Genomic DNA, 16,869 nt, shown 5'->3' on the forward strand with positions numbered 1-16,869 from the left:
GGCTCCCACATAAAGCCGGTTCCCACATTTGTTTTTGGGGTGTCCACAGGCTCCCCGCCAAATTGTGGAAAACAAATCTGGCCTCCTCTGAAAGCGCGACATATAGCCGCCGCAAATCCCTGTTTTGTCACAGTTTTGACTTGTCCCCATCCGCTGTGGAACCGGCTGTGGGTAACGTGGGTGTAGCTCGCTGCAGGCCTTTATTTACGTGGCTTGCAGCATGGCGGTTGTTTTTTGACCAGCGGCTTTTTGCTGACCGGACGAGGCCTTTGTCAACCTGTTTAAAGACACAGGTATATGACCGAAATATGTCCCTCCGGCCTGTGGATAAGTCTGTGACTAAACTCTGGAAAGACTGCCGCAGAGGCCGGAATGACTGGCCTGGAGCCATCGCCTGGATTTTCTGCGTGGTCATGGGCCTACATACGCCCCGGCCAAGGTCAAGCAAAAAACTTTCTAAAACCGCCTGCAGGCCTTGTACACAGCGGCTTCGGGTGTTTTGTACTTGCCCCCAAAGACTGTGGGCGCAGTTGTGGATAACCTGCGCGCATATGGCTGCAGGCCACGGTTTATATGGCGTTGCTCGTAATGGTCAAAAAATGATCAGCTGTACATGAAGGTGAGTGCATAGCGGTTGCCGCCACCGCGGCGTACGGGCATTCTGCTGGCAACTTTTTTCCCCGATCACCGCAAGGAGAACACCATGTCCAACACGCTGTTTATTACTGGCGCAACCTCAGGTTTTGGCGAGGCCTGTGCCCGTCGTTTTGCCGAAGCCGGCTGGAAACTGGTGCTCACCGGTCGTCGTGCCGACCGTTTGAATGCGTTGGTCGAAGAGCTTTCCAAGCAGACCGAAGTGCATGGCCTGGTGGTGGACGTCCGTGACCGCAAGGGCATGGAAGACGCGATCGCCAATCTGCCAGCGTCGTTCGCCACCTTGCGTGGACTGATCAACAACGCCGGCCTGGCCGTGGGCACCGATCCTGCGCCCAAGTGCAGCCTCGACGATTGGGAAACCATGGTCGACACCAACATCAAGGGCCTGCTGACCACCACCAGCCTGCTGCTGCCGCGCCTGATCGCCCATGGCCGTGGCGCCGGGATCATCAACCTGGGCTCCATCGCCGGCAGCTACCCGTACCCGGGCAGCCACGTGTATGGCGGCTCCAAGGCGTTCGTGAAGCAGTTCTCGCTGAACCTGCGTTGCGACCTGCAAGGTACCGGCGTGCGTGTGACCAACATCGAGCCAGGCCTGTGCGAAAGCGAGTTCTCGCTGGTGCGCTTCGGCGGCGACCAGGCGCGCTATGACGCCACCTATGCCGGTGCCGAGCCGATCCAGCCGCAGGACATTGCCGACACCATCTTCTGGGTGCTGAACACGCCTGCGCACGTCAACATCAACCGCCTGGAGCTGATGCCGGTGAGCCAGACCTGGGCCGGGTTTGCTATCGAGCGAGGCGCCAAGTAAGGCATTGATTCGAGTCGCCGGCAAACCGGTTCCTGCAGGTGGTCATATGTAGGCGCCGGCTTGCCGGCGATGGCGGCAAATCGGCCAAAACACGACATAAGGTACACTCCACCCCTGAAAACCCCTCCGCAGTGTGCGGTTTATAGGTTTTGACAGGAGGAAATGTGAGTAACCGAGGTGAGCAGGCACTGCTCAAACAATCGACTATCCTGATGTTCGCCGTGGCGATCGCCGGGATTGTCACGGGTGTGGTATCTGGCGCCCAATCCATTCTATTCGACGGCTTTTTCTCGCTGATCGCCACCGCCATCAAGGTGTTGATGCTGATCACGGCCAAGCTGATCGCCAAGAAAAGCAACGAACGTTTCCAGTTCGGCTATTGGCACCTGGAACCCATGGTGCTGCTGATCGAAGGCAGTTTCCTGTTGCTGATCGCCATCTACGCGTTTCTCAACGGTGTGTTCGGCATCATCAATGGCGGGCGCGAGATCGAGTTGGGCCTGGTGATCATTTACGCAGCGGTGTTTACCGTTGTCGAGTTCGCTTATTTCTTCTACGTGCGATACCGCAACCGTACGCTCAAATCGTCACTGATCCAGTTCGACAACATCAGTTGGCTGGTGGACGCGATGCTGTCGTTGGGTTTGCTGATCAGCTTCCTGGCTGCGCTGCTGCTCAAGTCCCAGGGCTATGGCGAATGGGCGGTGTATGTCGACCCGTTGATCCTGATCCTGCTGGCCCTGAGCATGCTGGCGCCGGCGCTGAAAATTTTGCGCCCGGCATTGCGCGAGGTGCTGGGCATTGCGCCGGATCATCTGGATGACACAGTGCGTGAAGTGATGGACGCGGCCCAGGCCCGGCATGGTTTCGACGACTACGTGTCCTACGTGCAAAAGCACGGACGCGCACGGTTTATCGAGATTCATGTGGTATTGCCGGCGGATTACCCGGTGGGCAATGTCGCCACGCTGGATGCGCTGCGTGAAGAGATATCCACAGGGCTGGGCAAGCCGGATGCGGCGCGTTGGCTGACGATCAGTTTTACCGGGGATCGCAAGTGGATTGCGTGATAGTCAGGTAGACCGAGGTGAGGCTTTCGCGAGCAAGCCCGCTCCCACAATTAACCGCGTCCTGCCTTTGGAATGCGATCAAATGTGGGAGCGGGCTTGCTCGCGAAAGGGCCCATGAGGTCAGCCCAAATGCTGGACCAACCCCTGATAGCAGGTCGCCAAATGATAAGGCGTGGTAGACGGCATATCCCGCCGGCTGACCTCGCCATAGGCATCCAGGCATTCATTCCAGCCTTTGGCATGCAGGAATCGGTGCTGCAGCGCCAGCAATTGACGCTGCAGCACGGCTTCACTGTTCGGCCGCAAGGTCAGTGCCCGCAGGTATTCGGCCTGTGCCCAGATACGCTGGGTGCCATCACGCACGCTACCGTCCAGGGCCAGCATGCCGCTGACCGAGCCACTGCTGTTATCCACACCCTTCTGTTCGGCGTAGGCAAATGCGCGCGTCAACGACGCATGCAGCGGCGTGCCGCGCAGCACTGGCGATGACTCCAGCAAAAAGAACCATTCGAACTGGTGGCCGGGCTCAAACCAGTTATCCACAGCGCCCAGCGGTTTTTCCAGCATCACGCCGTGCTCGGGGGCAATAAAGCGCTTCTGCATCGCGTTGGCCAACTCCAGCAGGGCGTCTTGCGTGATCGGGTCTTCACGCACGGCCAGCGTGGCGAGGAAACCTTCGGCGAGGTGCATCAGCGGGTTTTGCAGTGGGCCGGACTTGAGGGATGACCAGTTGCGCTCCAGCACGGCTTCGTAGAGGCCGTCGCCGCTGGCGAACCGACTGGCGACCACTTCCAGGGCTGCGTCGAGCACCGACTCCACCAGTGGCTCACGCACCTTGGCCCAGTAGTGCGCACAGGCAAAGATGATGAACGCGTGGGTGTAGAGGTCTTTGCGCTTGTCCAGCGGCTGGCCGGCGGGGTCGATGCTGTAGAACCAGCCGCCGTGCTCGGCGTCGTGGAAATGCCGTTGCAGCGAACGGAACAGCGCCGCTGCGCGCTCTTCGGCGAAGGCCGCGTCGGGCTCGCCGATCAGGCTGGCAAACAGGTACAACTGCCGGGCGCAGGCCATGGCGCGGTAGCGTTGCGGGGGCAAGGGGCGGTGATCGGCGTCCAGCGCCTCATAGGGCAATGCCAACTCGGCGTTCCAGCCAGGGCCTTGCCAGAGCGGCACGATCAGGCTGTGGAAGTGCGTGAGCACGGTGTTCAAGGAGGGGTGGGAAGCGCTGGGCATTGGCTGGCGTCGTCACGGCAGGGGTGTTTGCCGCGCATGGTAGCAGGCTTGGGATCTATGGTGTTTGCGCTGGCGCTATCGCGGGCAAGCCCGCTCCCACATTTGGGTGTGTGAAACCGGTCAAATGTGGGCGGCTGGCTTGCCTGCGATGTCGCTCTTATCGGCGCGACAACACTCAGCCCGCCAACAACCACACCCCAGTCGCCGCCGAAGCCGCGCCGGCAATCCGCACCAACGGCGCCGCCGCTGCCGGCAGGAAGCGCACTACCGCATACCCGGCCGCGTGCAACACCGCCGTTGCGCCGACAAAGCCCGCGGCATAGGCCCAAGGGCTGGACATGTCCGGCAACTCCAGGCCGTGGGCCACGCCGTGGAACAGCGCAAACAACGCCGTGGCAGCCACGGCCACGAACAGCGGCGGACGCACCGCCAGCGCCACCGCCAGGCCCAGGGCCAGCACCGAAGCGGCAATCCCGCTTTCCAGGGCCGGCAGTTCCAGCCCTTCAAAGCCCAGCACGCCGCCGATCAGCATGGTGCCGACAAAGGTGCACGGCAGGGCCCAGCGCGCGGCGCCTTTTTGTTGGGCCGCCCACAGGCCGACCGCAACCATCGCCAGCAAGTGGTCGATGCCGCTGAGGGGATGGCTGATACCGGCCACCAGGCCGTTGTCGCCGTGGCCCGGGTGAGCGAAGGCCAGGGCAGGGGCGAGCAGCAGGGCGGCAGCTGCGAGGAGTTTGTTGAGGCTCATGGACAGGTTCCTTGTGGGTTGATCAGGCGGCGGTCAGCAGGCCCTGGCGTTCGATGAAGGCGACGATGTCGGCCAGGCCGACGCCGGTTTTCTGGTTGCTGAACACAAAGGGTTTACCGTTGCGCATGCGCTGGGTGTCGCTGTTCATCAGCTCCAGCGAGGCGCCGACCATCGGCGCGAGGTCGATCTTGTTGATCACCAGCAGGTCGGATTTGCAAATGCCAGGCCCGCCTTTGCGCGGCAGCTTGTCGCCGGCGGACACATCGATCACGTAGATGGTCAGGTCCGACAGTTCCGGGCTGAAGGTGGCCGAGAGGTTGTCGCCACCGGACTCCACGAGGATCAGGTCCAGGCCGGGGAAGCGGCGGTTGAGCTGGTCCACCGCTTCCAGGTTGATCGAGGCGTCTTCACGGATCGCCGTGTGCGGGCAGCCACCGGTTTCCACGCCGATGATGCGCTCCGGCGCCAGCGCCTGGTTGCGCACCAGGAAATCGGCGTCTTCGCGGGTGTAGATGTCGTTGGTGACGACGGCCAGGTTGTAGCGGTCGCGCAGCGCGAGGCACAGGGCCAGGGTCAGGGCCGTTTTGCCGGAGCCCACCGGGCCGCCGATACCGACGCGCAGGGGTTGTGTGTTCATGTGCTTCTCCACAGTAAAAGGCCTCAGGAACGGAACAGTCGGCTGTACTGGCGCTCATGGGCCATGCACGCCAGGGACAGGCCGAAGGCGGCGCTGCCGAAATGGTTGGGGGCGATATGGCTGGCGTCCTGCTGGGCCTGTTGCAGCAGCGGCAGCAGTTCGCTGGTCAAGCGCTGCGCGGCCTGCTGGCCCAGCGGCAGGGTTTTCATCAATACGGCCAACTGGTTTTCCAGCCAGCTCCAGAGCCAGGCGGCGAGGGCATCGTCAGGGCTGATAGTCCAGGCCCGCGCCGCCAGCGCCCAGCCCAGGGCCAGGTGCGGCTCTGGCTGGCGGGCGAGGAAATCCTCGGCGGCCTGGTCGAGTTCCGGCAGGCCATTGAGCAGTTGCTGCAAGGAGTAGCCCATCTGCCGGCTCTCCTGGTACAGCTCGCGGGTTTCTCGGCTGGCGCGGTGCTCTTCGCACAATTGGGTCAGGCGCGGCCAATCGAGTTCGGCAGCGGCGCGGCAATGGGCGAGCAAGAGGGGCGCTTCAAAGCGTGCGAGGTTGAGCAGCAGTTGGTCGCTGATCCAGCGCCGCGCACTGGCCGCGTTGTTGACGCGACCGTTCTCCACGGCCATTTCCAGGCCCTGGGAATAGCTGTAGCCACCAATCGGCAATTGCGGACTGGCCAGACGCAGCAGCGCCCAGGCTGGGTTCATGGACGCACGCCGAACTGGTGCAACTTGGGCGGGTAGTTGAAATCTTCATCGCCATGCCGCGAATGATGGTGGCCACCGCCGTAGGCTCCGTGCTCCGGTTGGAACGGTGCCTCGATGGTCTCGGTGTGGGCGCCCAGTTGCTCCAGCATGGCCTTGAGCACGTAGTCATCGAGCAGGCGCAACCAACCGTCCCCCACTTGCAACGCCACATGCCGGTTGCCCAGGTGATAGGCGGCGCGGGTCAGTTCGAAGGCGCTGCTGCAGGTGACGTGAAGCAGTTGTTCAGGTCGTGCAACGACGCGTACGACGCGTCCGTCTTCGGCCTGCAGGCATTCGCCATCGTGCAGCGGCGGCTGGCCACGCTCCAGGAACAGGCCGACATCTTCACCGTCGGCACTGAAACAGCGCAGGCGGCTTTTGCTGCGTGCTTCGAAATTCAGCAGCAACTCGGCGGCCCAGAGGGCTTGGGGGGCGATTCGGCGGTGGATCACCAGCATCAGGAAGCTTCCGGCAATGAGCGATGAGAGTGCTAGAGCAAGGGGCTTGCCAACCCCGGTGAAGGGTAGGAATTGCTTGTAGGCAGTGTAGTAGTGCTACTAAAGAGGGCGTAGGAAGTTTCTAGCGGTGAACCAAAGTGGTGCGCGCGGCAGTAGGGCGCACCTGTCATGGGCGTTTTAGGACTATTCCTACAAGTGATGCGGATTCGGCGTTCAAAACGTTACGCACTGTTTCTTTAGGCTGTGCGCCGTGTTTATCCCATTGCGACGTTCATCATGTTCAAGTCATTTTTTTGTTTAGTGATTGTCAGTCTGTCTCTCGCCATTTCGTCTGCGTCGGCCAATCTACAACCACGCCCTTTGTTCACGGCGTCCTTTAAAGAAGCGTCCATTGAGGATGTGGTTGACCGTGCCCACCAATTGCTCGGCACGCCTTACAAATGGGGCGGTGCCTCGGCGGAGCAGGGCTTCGATTGCAGCAGCTTCCTGGTGTACCTGTTCAAGACCGAAGCCAATATCCAGATTCCGCGCACTACGCTGGCAATGCATCGATCAACGGCGGCGACCATCAAGCGCCATGCACTCAAGCCTGGCGACGCGGTGTTTTTCAAAGGTAATGGGCGCGGCCAGGTCAGCCATGTGGGGTTGTACATCGGTGACGGCAAGTTCATTCATTCGCCACGCGCCGGCAAAAACGTGCGTATCGATTCGCTGAGCAATTCGTACTGGAACAAGCACTACACCACCGCGAAGCGTTTTCACCCGGCGGGGTAAGGCGCTTATTCGGTGCTGCCCAGGCCCTGCCAATGCTTCAGGCCGATAAAGATAAAGCGCAATTGCTGAGTGATTTTCGCCTGGGGCGTGAGGTGGGCAGGCAGCGCCTGGGCGGGCGGGTCGATGATGTCGGGGAGGGTGGCGAACACACTTTTGACGATGAGGTCGGCCATCACGTGCAGGCCTTCGGCATCCAGGTGTTGCAGCTTGGGCATCAGCGTCAGGTCGGCCGCCAGGTCGCGGGTGATGTCTTCGCGCAAGGCGCCGATGGCCTGGCGCACGGCAAGGCAGCCGCCGTATTGCTCGCGGGCCAGGAACAGGAATTGCGAACGGTTGGCCGAGACCACGTCGAGAAAGATCCGCACGGAGGCATCAATAATGCCGCCCATCACGAATTCGTTGTGGCGCACCAGGCGAATCGTGGCGCGAAAGGTCTGGCCCACTTCACTGACCAATACCAGTCCGAGCTGGTCCATGTCGGCAAAATGACGATAGAAACCGGTCGGCACGATGCCGGCCGTCTTCGCCACTTCACGCAGGCTCAGGCTGCCAAACCCACGGCCACACTCCATCAGATGGCGGGCTGCATCCATCAGGGCGAGGCGGGTCTGTTGCTTCTGTTCGGCGCGGGGCAGCATTGGCGGGCGGGCTTTTGTCGACAAGTACAGCGCTGCACTCTAGCAAAACAGCTTCGCTGCCGTCGAACTTGACGGGGCAGGCGGGGTGACAGGTGCTATGAAAAGTCAAAAGCCCGATCGGCTGATCGGGCTTTTTTCAGGGCCACCACGGGGTTAGCTCTGTGCTTGATGCAGTTCTTGCAGACGGTCCGAGCCGCCTTCGGCAACGCCTTCAGTGTAAGCGCGTTTGTTGGCTTGCTCAGAACCACCTTCGACCAGGCCTTTCTGTTCCAGGCGATCACGGCCACCTTCAGCAACACCTTCGGTGTAGGCGCGTTTGTTGGCCTGTTCCGAACCGTTTTCAGCCACGCCGCCTTTGGCGTAGTCACGATTCTCTTCTTCTTGCGAACCGCTGCGAGCCAGGGTCTGGCTGGATTGAACGGCTTGGGCTTTGTTCTGTGGGGTTGCCTGTTCGGCTGCTGGCAGGGCAAAGGCACTGGAAGCAAGGACAGACAGCAGGACGGTAGCGAGTACTTGGCGTTTCATGATGGGTTGCTCCTTGGGAGGGCGATAAAGTGGGTACAGGGCTAATGCTACTCTTGATAAGTCGATATAAAAGTTCATAAACACAATGGTAATAATCAACAGAATTGATTGTTCGCCAGAGCCGCTCTAGAACGGGCCTCTCAAGCACGCGCTTTTGCACCGAGGTGGGTATTTTCGACACGAACATGGGTAACAATGGTGCGCCCGTTGATGATCGAATCTGTCCGGTCGATCAGGAAAATGGCTTTTTGCGACTAAATCCGCGATCGAGTTAAACCCCCGCGCGGTTTGCCAGTCGTAGCCTTATGAGCTGTAGTTCAGCTATTCGTGTTGAGGAGTCCTGTGCAATGACGCGCACTCGTAAAATTGTCGCCTGGAGCTGCGCCAGCTTCGTTCTGTTAATCGCCATCCTGGTGCTGGTCCTGGTGTTTTTTGACTGGAACCGCATCAAGCCGCCCCTCAATGCCAAGGTTTCCGAAGAGTTGCATCGCCCGTTTGCCATCAACGGCAACCTGGCCGTGGTGTGGGCGCGTGAGCCCGACGAAGGCGGCTGGCGTGCCTGGGTGCCATGGCCCCATGTGATTGCCGAAGACCTGACCCTGGGCAATCCCGATTGGTCGAAACAGCCGCAAATGGTCACGTTGAAGAAGGTCGAGCTGCGCATTTCGCCGCTGGCGCTGCTGGTGCAGCGCGTGGTGATCCCGCGCATCGACCTCACCGAGCCGAGTGCCCAGTTGCAGCGCCTGGCCGACGGCCGCGCCAACTGGACATTCAAGTTCGACCCCAAGGACCCCAACGCCGAACCCTCCAGTTGGGTGGTGGACATTGGCGCCATCGGCTTCGACAAGGGCCACGTCACCCTCGACGACCAGACTCTCAAGACCCAGCTCGACGTGATCATCGACCCCTTGGGCAAGCCGATTCCGTTTGGCGAAATCGTCGGCGACGCCGATGCCAAGAAGGCCCTGGAAAAAGGCTCGGCGCCGCAGGACTACGCGTTCGGCCTGAAGGTCAAAGGCCAGTACCATGGCCAGAAACTCGACGGCAGCGGCAAAATCGGTGGCCTGCTGGCCCTGCAGGACGCGGCCAAGCCATTCCCGCTGCAGGCCCAGGTCAAGATCGCCGACACCAGCATCGCGCTGGCCGGCACCCTCACCGACCCGCTGAACCTCGGCGCCCTCGACCTGCGCCTGAAACTCTCCGGCACCAGCCTGGGCAACCTGTACCCGCTGACGGGCGTGACCCTGCCGGACTCACCGGCCTACGCCACTGACGGGCACTTGATCGCCAAACTGCACGAGCCGACGGGTGCGTCTTTCCGGTACGAAAACTTCAACGGCAAGATCGGTGACAGTGACATCCACGGCAACCTCGGCTACGTCGCCAGCCAGCCACGGCCCAAGCTCAGCGGCGCGCTGGTGTCCAATCAATTGCTGATGACCGACCTCGCGCCCCTGATCGGCGCCGACTCCAACGCCAAGCAAAAGGCCCGGGGCGGCGAAAGCAAACAACCGGCGACCAAAGTGCTGCCGGTGGAAGAGTTCCGCACCGAGCGCTGGCGCGACATGGATGCCGATGTGGAATTCACCGGCAAGCGCATCGTGCACAGTGCCGATCTGCCGTTCACCGACCTCTACACCCACCTGATCCTCAACGACGGCGAACTGAGCCTGGAACCCCTGCGTTTCGGCGTGGCCGGCGGCAAGCTGGACGCGCAGATCCGTTTGAATGGCCGCACCACGCCAATGGAAGGCCGTGCCCGGCTCACTGCGCGCAACTTCAAGCTCAAGCAGCTGTTCCCGACCTTCGAACCGATGAAAACCAGCTTTGGTGAACTCAACGGCGACGCGGATATTTCCGGGCGCGGCAACTCCGTGGCGGCGCTGCTGGGCACCTCCAACGGTGACCTGAAAATGCTCATCAACGATGGCGCCATCAGCCGCAGCCTGATGGAAATCGCCGGGCTCAACGTCGGCAACTACGTGGTGGGCCGCCTGTTTGGCGACAAGGAAGTGAAGATCAATTGCGCGGCGGCGGACTTCGGCATCAAGACTGGACTGGCGACCACGCGGCTGTTTGTGTTCGATACCGAGAACGCCATCATCTACATCGATGGCACGGCGAACATGGCCACCGAGCAGCTCGACCTCACCATCACGCCGGAATCCAAGGGCTTCCGCCTGTTCTCCCTGCGTTCCCCGCTGTACGTCAACGGCCCGTTCATCAAGCCGAATGCCGGGGTGAAAGCCATCCCATTGGCGCTGCGTGGTGCGGGCATGGTCGCCCTGGGCGTGATCGCCGGCCCGGCTGCCGGGTTGCTGGCGCTGGTCGCCCCCAGCGGCGATGAGCCGAACCAATGCGCACCGTTGCTGCAGCAGATGAAGGAAGGCAAGGCGCCGAAGACCGTGAAAGGCTGATCCGACACAAAAAAACAGGAGCCGGCTTGCCGGCGATGAGGCCTTGGTTCTCGGTGGAGAGCTTGAGGCCATCATCGCCGGCAAGCCGGCTCCTATAGGGTGTTGCGGGGGTTACAGGCTTTCGAGGATGTCAGCCATATCGTCTGCGTGCTCTTCTTCCTGAGCCAGGATCTCTTCAAACAGGCGGCGGGTGGTTGGATCCTTGTCGCCGATGTACTGGATGATTTCACGGTAGCTGTCCACCGCGATCCGCTCGGCCACCAGGTCTTCGTAGACCATTTCCTTCAAGCTGTTACCCGCCACGTATTGGGCATGGGAGTTCTTCGACAGCAGGTCCGGGTTGAACTCCGGTTCGCCACCCAGTTGCACGATACGTTCGGCGAGTTTGTCGGCGTGTTCGGCTTCCTGGGTCGCGTGTTCGAGGAATTCCTCGGCGGCGATCTGGGCCTTGACGCCGCTGGCCATGAAGTAGTGGCGCTTGTAGCGCAGCACGCACACCAGTTCTGTGGCCAACGAGGCGTTGAGCAGGCGAATGATCTCTTCGCGGTCGGCGTCGTAACCCTCGGTCACGGCACCGTTTTCGACGTTCTGGCGGGCGCGGCTGCGCAGGGTCGCAACGTCAGTCAAGTTTGCTTCAGTCATCTCAATCTCCTGGTGCTAATCCGGTTTTACGCCACGCTCTACCGGCGTGATCGCTCCAAGTTGTGAGTCCTGCGTGACGCAAAAAGTTTTATCGGATTTCAATGGCGTCGAGCATTTGCAAACCATCGCCTGTTCATGGGGCGGTCATGTCATTTGGTCTAGGATGGTTCAATCGCCCTTACGACCAGGATGTCAGCGTCATGCCCCAACCGCTCACCACGCGTTATCCCCTGGTGCTGGTACCCGGCATGCTCGGCTTCGTGCGCGTGGGGTTGTTCCCCTATTGGTACGGCATCGTCCCGGCGCTGCGGGCCGGTGGCGCGCAGGTGTTTGCCGTGCAGGTGGCGCCGCTGGATTCCAGCGAGGTGCGCGGTGAGCAACTGCTGACGCAAATCGAACAGATTCGCCGTGACAGCGGTGCCGACAAGGTCAACCTGATCGGCCATAGCCAGGGCGCGCTTACCGCCCGCTATGCGGCGGCCAAGCGCCCTGACTGGGTGGCGTCGGTGACGTCGGTGGCCGGGCCCAATCAGGGTTCGGAACTGGCGGACCATATCCACCTTCATTACCCGGCCGAGAGTGTGAAAGGGCGGATCATGAGCGCGTTGTTCCATCTTGTTGCCTGGGTGATGGGCGTGCTGGAAACCGGCTATCGCGGGCCGCGCTTCAAGGCTGATCTGCAGGCCTCGCACCATTCCCTGACCAGCGCCGGCGTGGCCCTGTTCAATCGCCAGTATCCCCAGGGGTTGCCCGACACCTGGGGTGGACACGGCGCCGAGGTGGTCAATGGCGTGCGCTATTACTCGTGGTCCGGCACTTTACAGCCGGGCAAGACCGATCGCGGGCGCAACCTGCTGGACGGCACGAACCGCAGTTGCCGCTTGTTCGCGCGCAGTTTTGTGCGAGAAAAGGGCCAGTGTGACGGCATGGTCGGACGCTACAGTTCGCATTTGGGACGGGTGATCGGCGATGACTATGCGTTGGACCACTTCGACATCGTCAACCAGTCCATGGGGCTGGTGGGCAAGGGCGCGGAGCCGATCCGCTTGTTCGTCGAGCATGCGCAGCGATTGAAAGCCGACGGGGTTTAGCCGGCTCAATCGCGTAATCGTTTATCGCCGCCAAGTCAGCACCCACCAAGCAACGCGGTCCACTGTGGGAGCGGGCTTGCCCGCGATAGCCAGGGCTCAGGCCGCGCTGGCCTCGCGGCGCACCGGCGTGGTCCAACGCTCCGACAAGATCACCCCGCCCAACGTCAGCAAGCCACCTACCAGGTGATACAGCGCCAACTCCTCCTTCAACACCACGGCTGCAATCAGCGCGGTGATCAGCGGCAGCAGATTGAAAAACAATGTGGTGCGGCTTGGCCCCAGGGTCTTGACCGAATGCATCCACGCCAACGGCGCGAGCATCGACGCCAGCAAGCACGCGTACAGCACCAACGGGATGTTCGCCCAGCCCAGGCCCGCTTTCGCCGAAAACAGGAACAGCGGAAACAGCACCACCACCGCCACCAGCACCTGCAGATAGAGAAGCACCAACGGCGGCAGGCGCAGTTGCCATTTTTTCAACAGGGTGCTGTAGACCGCATAGGCCAGGGTGGCCACCAGCATCATGCCGTCGCCGAGGTTCACGCCGTGCTGCAGCAGCGCGCCGAGGCTGCCGGCCGAGACCACCACGACCACGCCGGCAAATGACAGCACGGCACCGGTGAGGGCGCCGAAGGTCAGGCGCTGGCCGAGGCTGATGATGGCGGCGGTCAATGCCATCAACGGCATCAGCGAGAGGATGATGCCCATGTTGGTGGCGCTGGTCAGCGTGGCGGCGTAATAGGCCAGGCTCTGGTACACGGCCATGCCCAGCACGCCGAGGATGAAAACCTTGCCCAGGTTCGGGCGGATCATCGACCAGTTGGCAATCACCGGCTTGAGCATGAACGGGGTAAACAGCAGCGCTGCGAGCAACCAGCGATAAAAGCCGATTTCTGCGGGGAAGATCGAGCCCACGGCCAACTTGTTGACCACGGTGTTGCCGGCCCAGATAAAGATAGCCAGCAGCGGATACGCGTATTGCATCGAAAGAAACCAGGTGTGTTGATGAGGCAGGATTATCCCCTTGTCTGGATCGAAGCCTATACTGCGATCCAGACAACCTGCGCCTGTATCCAGACAATATGCCCAGACACATCGTCCGCCTCGCCGATTTCGCCCGGCTGCCCAGCCCGGTGTACTTTCGCTACTCCGATTTTGCCCCGGATACCGAGTGCACGCCGCACCAGCACTTGTGGGGTTCACTGGATTATTCGGCGAGTGGGGTAATGCGCATGGAAGTGGCCGGCAGCCGCTTCATGTCGCCGCCGCAGTATGCGGTCTGGGTGCCGCCGCAGACCGAGCACAGCTCCTACAACGCCCACGCGATCATCTACCACTCGGTGGGCCTGGCCCCGGAGCTGTGCGAGCAACTGCCGAAGCACCCCTGCACCTTGGCGATCAGCGACATTCTCAAGGCGATCCTCAAGGATTTTGCCCAGCGGGATGTGAATAACCCTCAGAGCGACGCCGACCGCCGTCTGGCTGACGTGGTGGTGGACCAACTCAGGCAGGCGCCGATTCACGATTGTTTCCTGCCCTACGCGCGTCACCCCGGGCTGCTCGGCGTACTCGAAGGCATGCAGGCCGACCCCGGCGACAATCGTCCCCTGGCGCACTGGGCCGAGCAGGTGCATGTCAGCGAGCGCACCCTGGCGCGGCAATTTGTGCGTGAGTTAGGCATGAGTTTCGGCGAATGGCGCCAGCGCCTGCGTTACCTCGCCGCCATTGAAGCCCTCGACAGCGAGCGCAGCGTGCAACATGTGGCCTTCGACCTGGGCTACAGCACCGCCTCGGCCTTCATCGCCATGTTCCAGCGCCATGCCGGCTGCACGCCGGAGCAGTACCGTCGGACAAATATCCGCGGCCGGTGAAGATGTAACAGGCTTTGACTACACTCCTCGGTAGGCCGTGCCCCCCGGCACGGTAACAGGGAGAAAACTCCATGAAGATGCTGCGTATTCCGCTGTTGATGATGGGCCTGCTGCTGTGTTCCCAGGGTTTTGCCGCCACTGCCCAGCAAAATAAAATGACCACCTGCAATGCCGACGCCACCACCAAGGCGCTCAAAGGCGATGAACGCAAAGCCTTTATGAGTACGTGTCTCAAGGCGGCTCCCGCTGCCAACGACGCCAAGACCCTGACGCCCCAGCAGCAGAAGATGAAAGACTGCAATGCCGACGCCAAGACCAAAGCCTTGACCGGCGACGCGCGCAAAACCTTTATGAGCACCTGCCTGAAGAAATAATAGCCCCAGGCCATAGAAGGCTGCGACACTCGCACACAGCCCCCTGTAGGTGCTGGCTTGCCAGCGAAAAAGCGGGAACGCTCACGCGTTTATCCAGACTAAACGCGGTGCCCTTGCGTTTTTCGCCGGCAAGCCGGCTCCTACAACATCCTTTAACGCCGTTCGTTTTGAGGCTGTATGCCAACGTTTTCTCAGCGTCACGTGTTGTTGCTGGTCAGTTGCGTCATCATTTTCGGTGGATTATTGCTGGTCCTGCCGCTGAAGCTGCTGCCCAGCCTGTTGGCCGGCCTGCTGGTGTATGAACTGGTCAACATGCTCACCCCGCAGTTGCAGCGGCTGATCGAAGGCCGGCGCGCGCGCTGGTTGGCCGTGGCCTTGCTCGGCACCTTGATCGTCAGCGTGCTGACCCTGATCTTCGCCGGCGCCATCAGCTTCCTGCTCCACGAAGCAGAAAATCCCGGGGCGTCCCTCGACAAGTTCATGGGCGTGGTCGACCGCGCGCGTGGCCAGCTGCCGCCCTTCCTCGATGCCTACTTGCCCGCCAGCGCCGCCGAGTTCCGCGTGGCCATCGGTGATTGGCTGAGCAAACACCTGAGCGAACTGCAGTTGGTCGGCAAAGACGCCGCGCACATGTTCGTCACCCTGCTGATCGGCATGGTGCTCGGCGCGATCATCGCGCTGCAGCGTGTGCCCGACCTTACCAAGCGCAAGCCGCTCGCCGCTGCGCTGTTCGACCGCCTGCACTTGCTGGTCCAGGCCTTTCGCAACATCGTCTTCGCCCAGATCAAAATCGCCGCGCTGAACACGGCCTTTACCGCGATCTTCCTGGCCGTGGTGCTGCCGCTGTGTGGCATTCACCTGCCGCTGACCAAGACCCTGATCGTGCTGACCTTCCTGCTCGGCCTGCTGCCGGTGATCGGCAACCTGATGTCCAACACGCTGATCACCATCGTCGCGCTGTCGTTGTCGATCTGGGTGGCGGTGGCGGCGCTGGGCTACCTGATCGTGATCCACAAGGTCGAGTACTTCCTCAACGCGCGCATTGTCGGCGGGCAGATCAGTGCCAAATCGTGGGAGTTGCTCCTGGCGATGCTGGTGTTTGAAGCCGCGTTTGGCTTGCCGGGCGTGGTGGCGGGGCCGATCTACTACGCGTATTTGAAGAGCGAGTTGAAGCTCGCTGGCATGGTTTGATGCAGTCACGAGAACGTTAAAGGGACTTAAGGGGAAACATGCAGTGAGCGACAATCTCTACGCTCCGCCAACGGCGGAGCTGACCGACACAGCGCGGCCGTCAGCCGAGTTTTACGTCATTTCCAAAAAGAAATTGCTGATCCTGAGCCTGCTCAGTTTTGGGCTTTACACCTATGTCTGGGCGTACAAAAACTGGAGCTTGTACAAGCAGGCCAACCAGGCCGATATGTTGCCAGTGGCGCGCGCGTTCTTTTTTATTTTCTTTATCCACAAGCTCTATCGCCTGGCCTACCGGCGCGTAGTCGAGAGCGGCCGCAAGTTCGACTTCGATTTTGAACAGTGGGCGACGGTTTTCGTGGTGCTGACGGTGGGCGCCAATATGTTCGACGCGGCGGCGGCGCGGATCGAGGCGTGGTCTGCGTATAAGAACCTGACGATGCTGGCGATTCCGATCTGTGCCTACATCCTGCAGCAGTCCCAAGGCCTGATCAATTTTGCCGCGGGGGATCCTGACGGCGAGAGCAATGATCGTTTCAGCCCATGGAACTACCTGGTGATCGTGCCGGGGGTGGTGGTCTGGGGGCTGACGTTTCTGGGGCTGTGGTCGATTTATTTCCGCTAGGGCGGGTGGGCGTCTCCTGTTATGAGTGGGCTTTTTGTGGCGAGCGGGCTTGCCCCGCGTTGGGCTGCGAAGCAGCCCCAAAACCATCATCCCAGGCATACCTGAAACACCGCATTCATCCTTGATGGGGCTGCTTCGCAGCCCAACGCGGGGCAAGCCCGCTCGCCACAAGAAGCCCGGCAGCCACAATAAGCTCATCAGCCACATCAAGCCTGGCAGCCACAACAAGCCCATCAGCTACATCAAGCCCGGCAGCCACGACAAGCCCATCAGCCACATCAAGCCTGGCAGCCACGACAAGCTCATCAGCCATATCAAGCCCTGCAGGTCACAGGAGACTTTGGTTGGCTCATCAAGCCCTGCAGGCCACAAGAGG

The 16,869-nt window shown here is 61.2% G+C and carries 18 protein-coding genes; 9 read left to right on the forward strand and 9 right to left on the reverse strand.

Features of this window, described 5'->3' with window-relative positions; translation table 11 throughout:
- Nucleotides 1-703 precede the first annotated feature (703 nt).
- Together JFU04_RS02180 and JFU04_RS02185 are read left to right on the forward strand one after the other, a co-directional pair.
- The gene (locus JFU04_RS02180; protein WP_065900173.1) at nt 704-1,468 is read left to right on the forward strand and encodes an SDR family oxidoreductase; all 765 of its coding nucleotides are present in this window, start codon (nt 704-706) and stop codon (nt 1,466-1,468) included.
- Nucleotides 1,469-1,632: 164 nt separating this feature from the next.
- Nucleotides 1,633-2,538 (forward strand): cation diffusion facilitator family transporter, encoded by a 906-nt coding sequence (locus tag JFU04_RS02185; RefSeq protein ID WP_201143434.1) that lies wholly within the window; start codon nt 1,633-1,635, stop codon nt 2,536-2,538.
- 120 nt (nt 2,539-2,658) lie between these two features.
- Here the strand turns inward: JFU04_RS02185 and JFU04_RS02190 are convergent, their stop codons facing one another.
- The 5 genes from JFU04_RS02190 to ureE all read right to left on the reverse strand — a co-directional run bounded on the left by JFU04_RS02190 (nt 2,659) and on the right by ureE (nt 6,348).
- Entirely contained in the window at nt 2,659-3,768 is a 1,110-nt protein-coding gene (locus JFU04_RS02190) for an AGE family epimerase/isomerase (RefSeq protein ID WP_201143435.1), read from the reverse strand.
- 175 nt (nt 3,769-3,943) lie between these two features.
- The gene (locus tag JFU04_RS02195; protein ID WP_106805307.1) at nt 3,944-4,516 is read right to left on the reverse strand and encodes a HupE/UreJ family protein; all 573 of its coding nucleotides are present in this window, start codon (nt 4,514-4,516) and stop codon (nt 3,944-3,946) included.
- A 22-nt stretch (nt 4,517-4,538) separates the two neighbouring features.
- On the reverse strand, nt 4,539-5,153 hold the full coding sequence (gene ureG / locus JFU04_RS02200) for an urease accessory protein UreG (RefSeq protein ID WP_065900180.1): 615 nt from the start codon (nt 5,151-5,153) through the stop codon (nt 4,539-4,541).
- 23 nt (nt 5,154-5,176) lie between these two features.
- Complete coding sequence (locus tag JFU04_RS02205) at nt 5,177-5,851, reverse strand: urease accessory protein UreF (RefSeq protein ID WP_201143436.1); 675 nt, start codon at nt 5,849-5,851, stop codon at nt 5,177-5,179.
- Entirely contained in the window at nt 5,848-6,348 is a 501-nt protein-coding gene (ureE, locus tag JFU04_RS02210; protein WP_065900182.1) for an urease accessory protein UreE, read from the reverse strand. Before ureE ends, JFU04_RS02205 begins: the two co-directional genes overlap by 4 nt.
- Nucleotides 6,349-6,624: 276 nt before the next feature.
- Between ureE and JFU04_RS02215 the strand changes: the two genes are divergently transcribed.
- Entirely contained in the window at nt 6,625-7,122 is a 498-nt protein-coding gene (locus JFU04_RS02215; RefSeq protein WP_065900184.1) for a C40 family peptidase, read from the forward strand.
- 5 nt (nt 7,123-7,127) lie between these two features.
- Here JFU04_RS02215 and JFU04_RS02220 read toward each other — a convergent pair whose 3' ends face one another.
- Nucleotides 7,128-7,760, reverse strand: coding sequence for a TetR family transcriptional regulator (locus JFU04_RS02220; RefSeq protein ID WP_065900186.1), 633 nt, complete (start codon nt 7,758-7,760; stop codon nt 7,128-7,130).
- A gap of 153 nt (nt 7,761-7,913) precedes the next feature.
- Nucleotides 7,914-8,285, reverse strand: coding sequence for a hypothetical protein (locus tag JFU04_RS02225; protein ID WP_065900187.1), 372 nt, complete (start codon nt 8,283-8,285; stop codon nt 7,914-7,916).
- Between the two features lie 347 nt (nt 8,286-8,632).
- On the opposite strand from JFU04_RS02225, the gene JFU04_RS02230 reads away from it, so the two are divergent.
- Nucleotides 8,633-10,702, forward strand: coding sequence for an AsmA family protein (locus JFU04_RS02230; RefSeq protein WP_065900188.1), 2,070 nt, complete (start codon nt 8,633-8,635; stop codon nt 10,700-10,702).
- A 111-nt stretch (nt 10,703-10,813) separates the two neighbouring features.
- Here the strand turns inward: JFU04_RS02230 and JFU04_RS02235 are convergent, their stop codons facing one another.
- A complete protein-coding gene (locus tag JFU04_RS02235; protein WP_034105637.1) occupies nt 10,814-11,344 on the reverse strand; it encodes a ferritin-like domain-containing protein in 531 nt (176 codons plus the stop codon).
- Nucleotides 11,345-11,544: 200 nt separating this feature from the next.
- Here JFU04_RS02235 and JFU04_RS02240 point away from each other — a divergent pair, with 200 nt between their 5' ends.
- The gene (locus JFU04_RS02240) at nt 11,545-12,435 is read left to right on the forward strand and encodes an esterase/lipase family protein (RefSeq protein ID WP_201143437.1); all 891 of its coding nucleotides are present in this window, start codon (nt 11,545-11,547) and stop codon (nt 12,433-12,435) included.
- 96 nt (nt 12,436-12,531) lie between these two features.
- Here JFU04_RS02240 and JFU04_RS02245 read toward each other — a convergent pair whose 3' ends face one another.
- A complete protein-coding gene (locus tag JFU04_RS02245) occupies nt 12,532-13,419 on the reverse strand; it encodes a DMT family transporter (protein ID WP_106805303.1) in 888 nt (295 codons plus the stop codon).
- Between the two features lie 98 nt (nt 13,420-13,517).
- Between JFU04_RS02245 and JFU04_RS02250 the strand changes: the two genes are divergently transcribed.
- The 4 genes from JFU04_RS02250 (at nt 13,518) to JFU04_RS02265 (ending at nt 16,493) form a co-directional block, all read left to right on the forward strand.
- Nucleotides 13,518-14,306 carry an AraC family transcriptional regulator gene (locus JFU04_RS02250; RefSeq protein WP_106805302.1) on the forward strand — a complete coding sequence of 263 codons (789 nt, stop codon included), beginning with the start codon at nt 13,518-13,520 and terminating at the stop codon, nt 14,304-14,306.
- Nucleotides 14,307-14,377: 71 nt separating this feature from the next.
- On the forward strand, nt 14,378-14,680 hold the full coding sequence (locus tag JFU04_RS02255) for a PsiF family protein (protein WP_065900193.1): 303 nt from the start codon (nt 14,378-14,380) through the stop codon (nt 14,678-14,680).
- Between the two features lie 177 nt (nt 14,681-14,857).
- A complete protein-coding gene (locus tag JFU04_RS02260; RefSeq protein WP_065900195.1) occupies nt 14,858-15,871 on the forward strand; it encodes an AI-2E family transporter in 1,014 nt (337 codons plus the stop codon).
- 43 nt (nt 15,872-15,914) lie between these two features.
- Nucleotides 15,915-16,493 (forward strand): hypothetical protein, encoded by a 579-nt coding sequence (locus JFU04_RS02265; protein WP_065900197.1) that lies wholly within the window; start codon nt 15,915-15,917, stop codon nt 16,491-16,493.
- Nucleotides 16,494-16,869: the final 376 nt, after the last annotated feature.

The organism is Pseudomonas sp. TH21, assembly GCF_016651025.1.
GTDB lineage: Bacteria > Pseudomonadota > Gammaproteobacteria > Pseudomonadales > Pseudomonadaceae > Aquipseudomonas > Aquipseudomonas aylmerensis.

Bases quoted from the DNA above. Each gene is read 5' to 3' on its own strand.
- JFU04_RS02205 (WP_201143436.1), bottom strand. From the start codon at position 5,851: ATGAACCCAGCCTGGGCGCTGCTGCGTCTGGCCAGTCCGCAATTGCCG.
- ureG (WP_065900180.1), bottom strand. From the start codon at position 5,153: ATGAACACACAACCCCTGCGCGTCGGTATCGGCGGCCCGGTGGGCTCC.
- JFU04_RS02180 (WP_065900173.1), top strand. From the start codon at position 704: ATGTCCAACACGCTGTTTATTACTGGCGCAACCTCAGGTTTTGGCGAG.
- JFU04_RS02260 (WP_065900195.1), top strand. From the start codon at position 14,858: ATGCCAACGTTTTCTCAGCGTCACGTGTTGTTGCTGGTCAGTTGCGTC.
- JFU04_RS02230 (WP_065900188.1), top strand. From the start codon at position 8,633: ATGACGCGCACTCGTAAAATTGTCGCCTGGAGCTGCGCCAGCTTCGTT.
- JFU04_RS02245 (WP_106805303.1), bottom strand. From the start codon at position 13,419: ATGCAATACGCGTATCCGCTGCTGGCTATCTTTATCTGGGCCGGCAAC.
- JFU04_RS02255 (WP_065900193.1), top strand. From the start codon at position 14,378: ATGAAGATGCTGCGTATTCCGCTGTTGATGATGGGCCTGCTGCTGTGT.
- JFU04_RS02240 (WP_201143437.1), top strand. From the start codon at position 11,545: ATGCCCCAACCGCTCACCACGCGTTATCCCCTGGTGCTGGTACCCGGC.
- JFU04_RS02215 (WP_065900184.1), top strand. From the start codon at position 6,625: ATGTTCAAGTCATTTTTTTGTTTAGTGATTGTCAGTCTGTCTCTCGCC.
- JFU04_RS02225 (WP_065900187.1), bottom strand. From the start codon at position 8,285: ATGAAACGCCAAGTACTCGCTACCGTCCTGCTGTCTGTCCTTGCTTCC.
- ureE (WP_065900182.1), bottom strand. From the start codon at position 6,348: ATGCTGGTGATCCACCGCCGAATCGCCCCCCAAGCCCTCTGGGCCGCC.
- JFU04_RS02220 (WP_065900186.1), bottom strand. From the start codon at position 7,760: ATGCTGCCCCGCGCCGAACAGAAGCAACAGACCCGCCTCGCCCTGATG.
- JFU04_RS02190 (WP_201143435.1), bottom strand. From the start codon at position 3,768: ATGCCCAGCGCTTCCCACCCCTCCTTGAACACCGTGCTCACGCACTTC.
- JFU04_RS02235 (WP_034105637.1), bottom strand. From the start codon at position 11,344: ATGACTGAAGCAAACTTGACTGACGTTGCGACCCTGCGCAGCCGCGCC.
- JFU04_RS02195 (WP_106805307.1), bottom strand. From the start codon at position 4,516: ATGAGCCTCAACAAACTCCTCGCAGCTGCCGCCCTGCTGCTCGCCCCT.
- JFU04_RS02250 (WP_106805302.1), top strand. From the start codon at position 13,518: ATGCCCAGACACATCGTCCGCCTCGCCGATTTCGCCCGGCTGCCCAGC.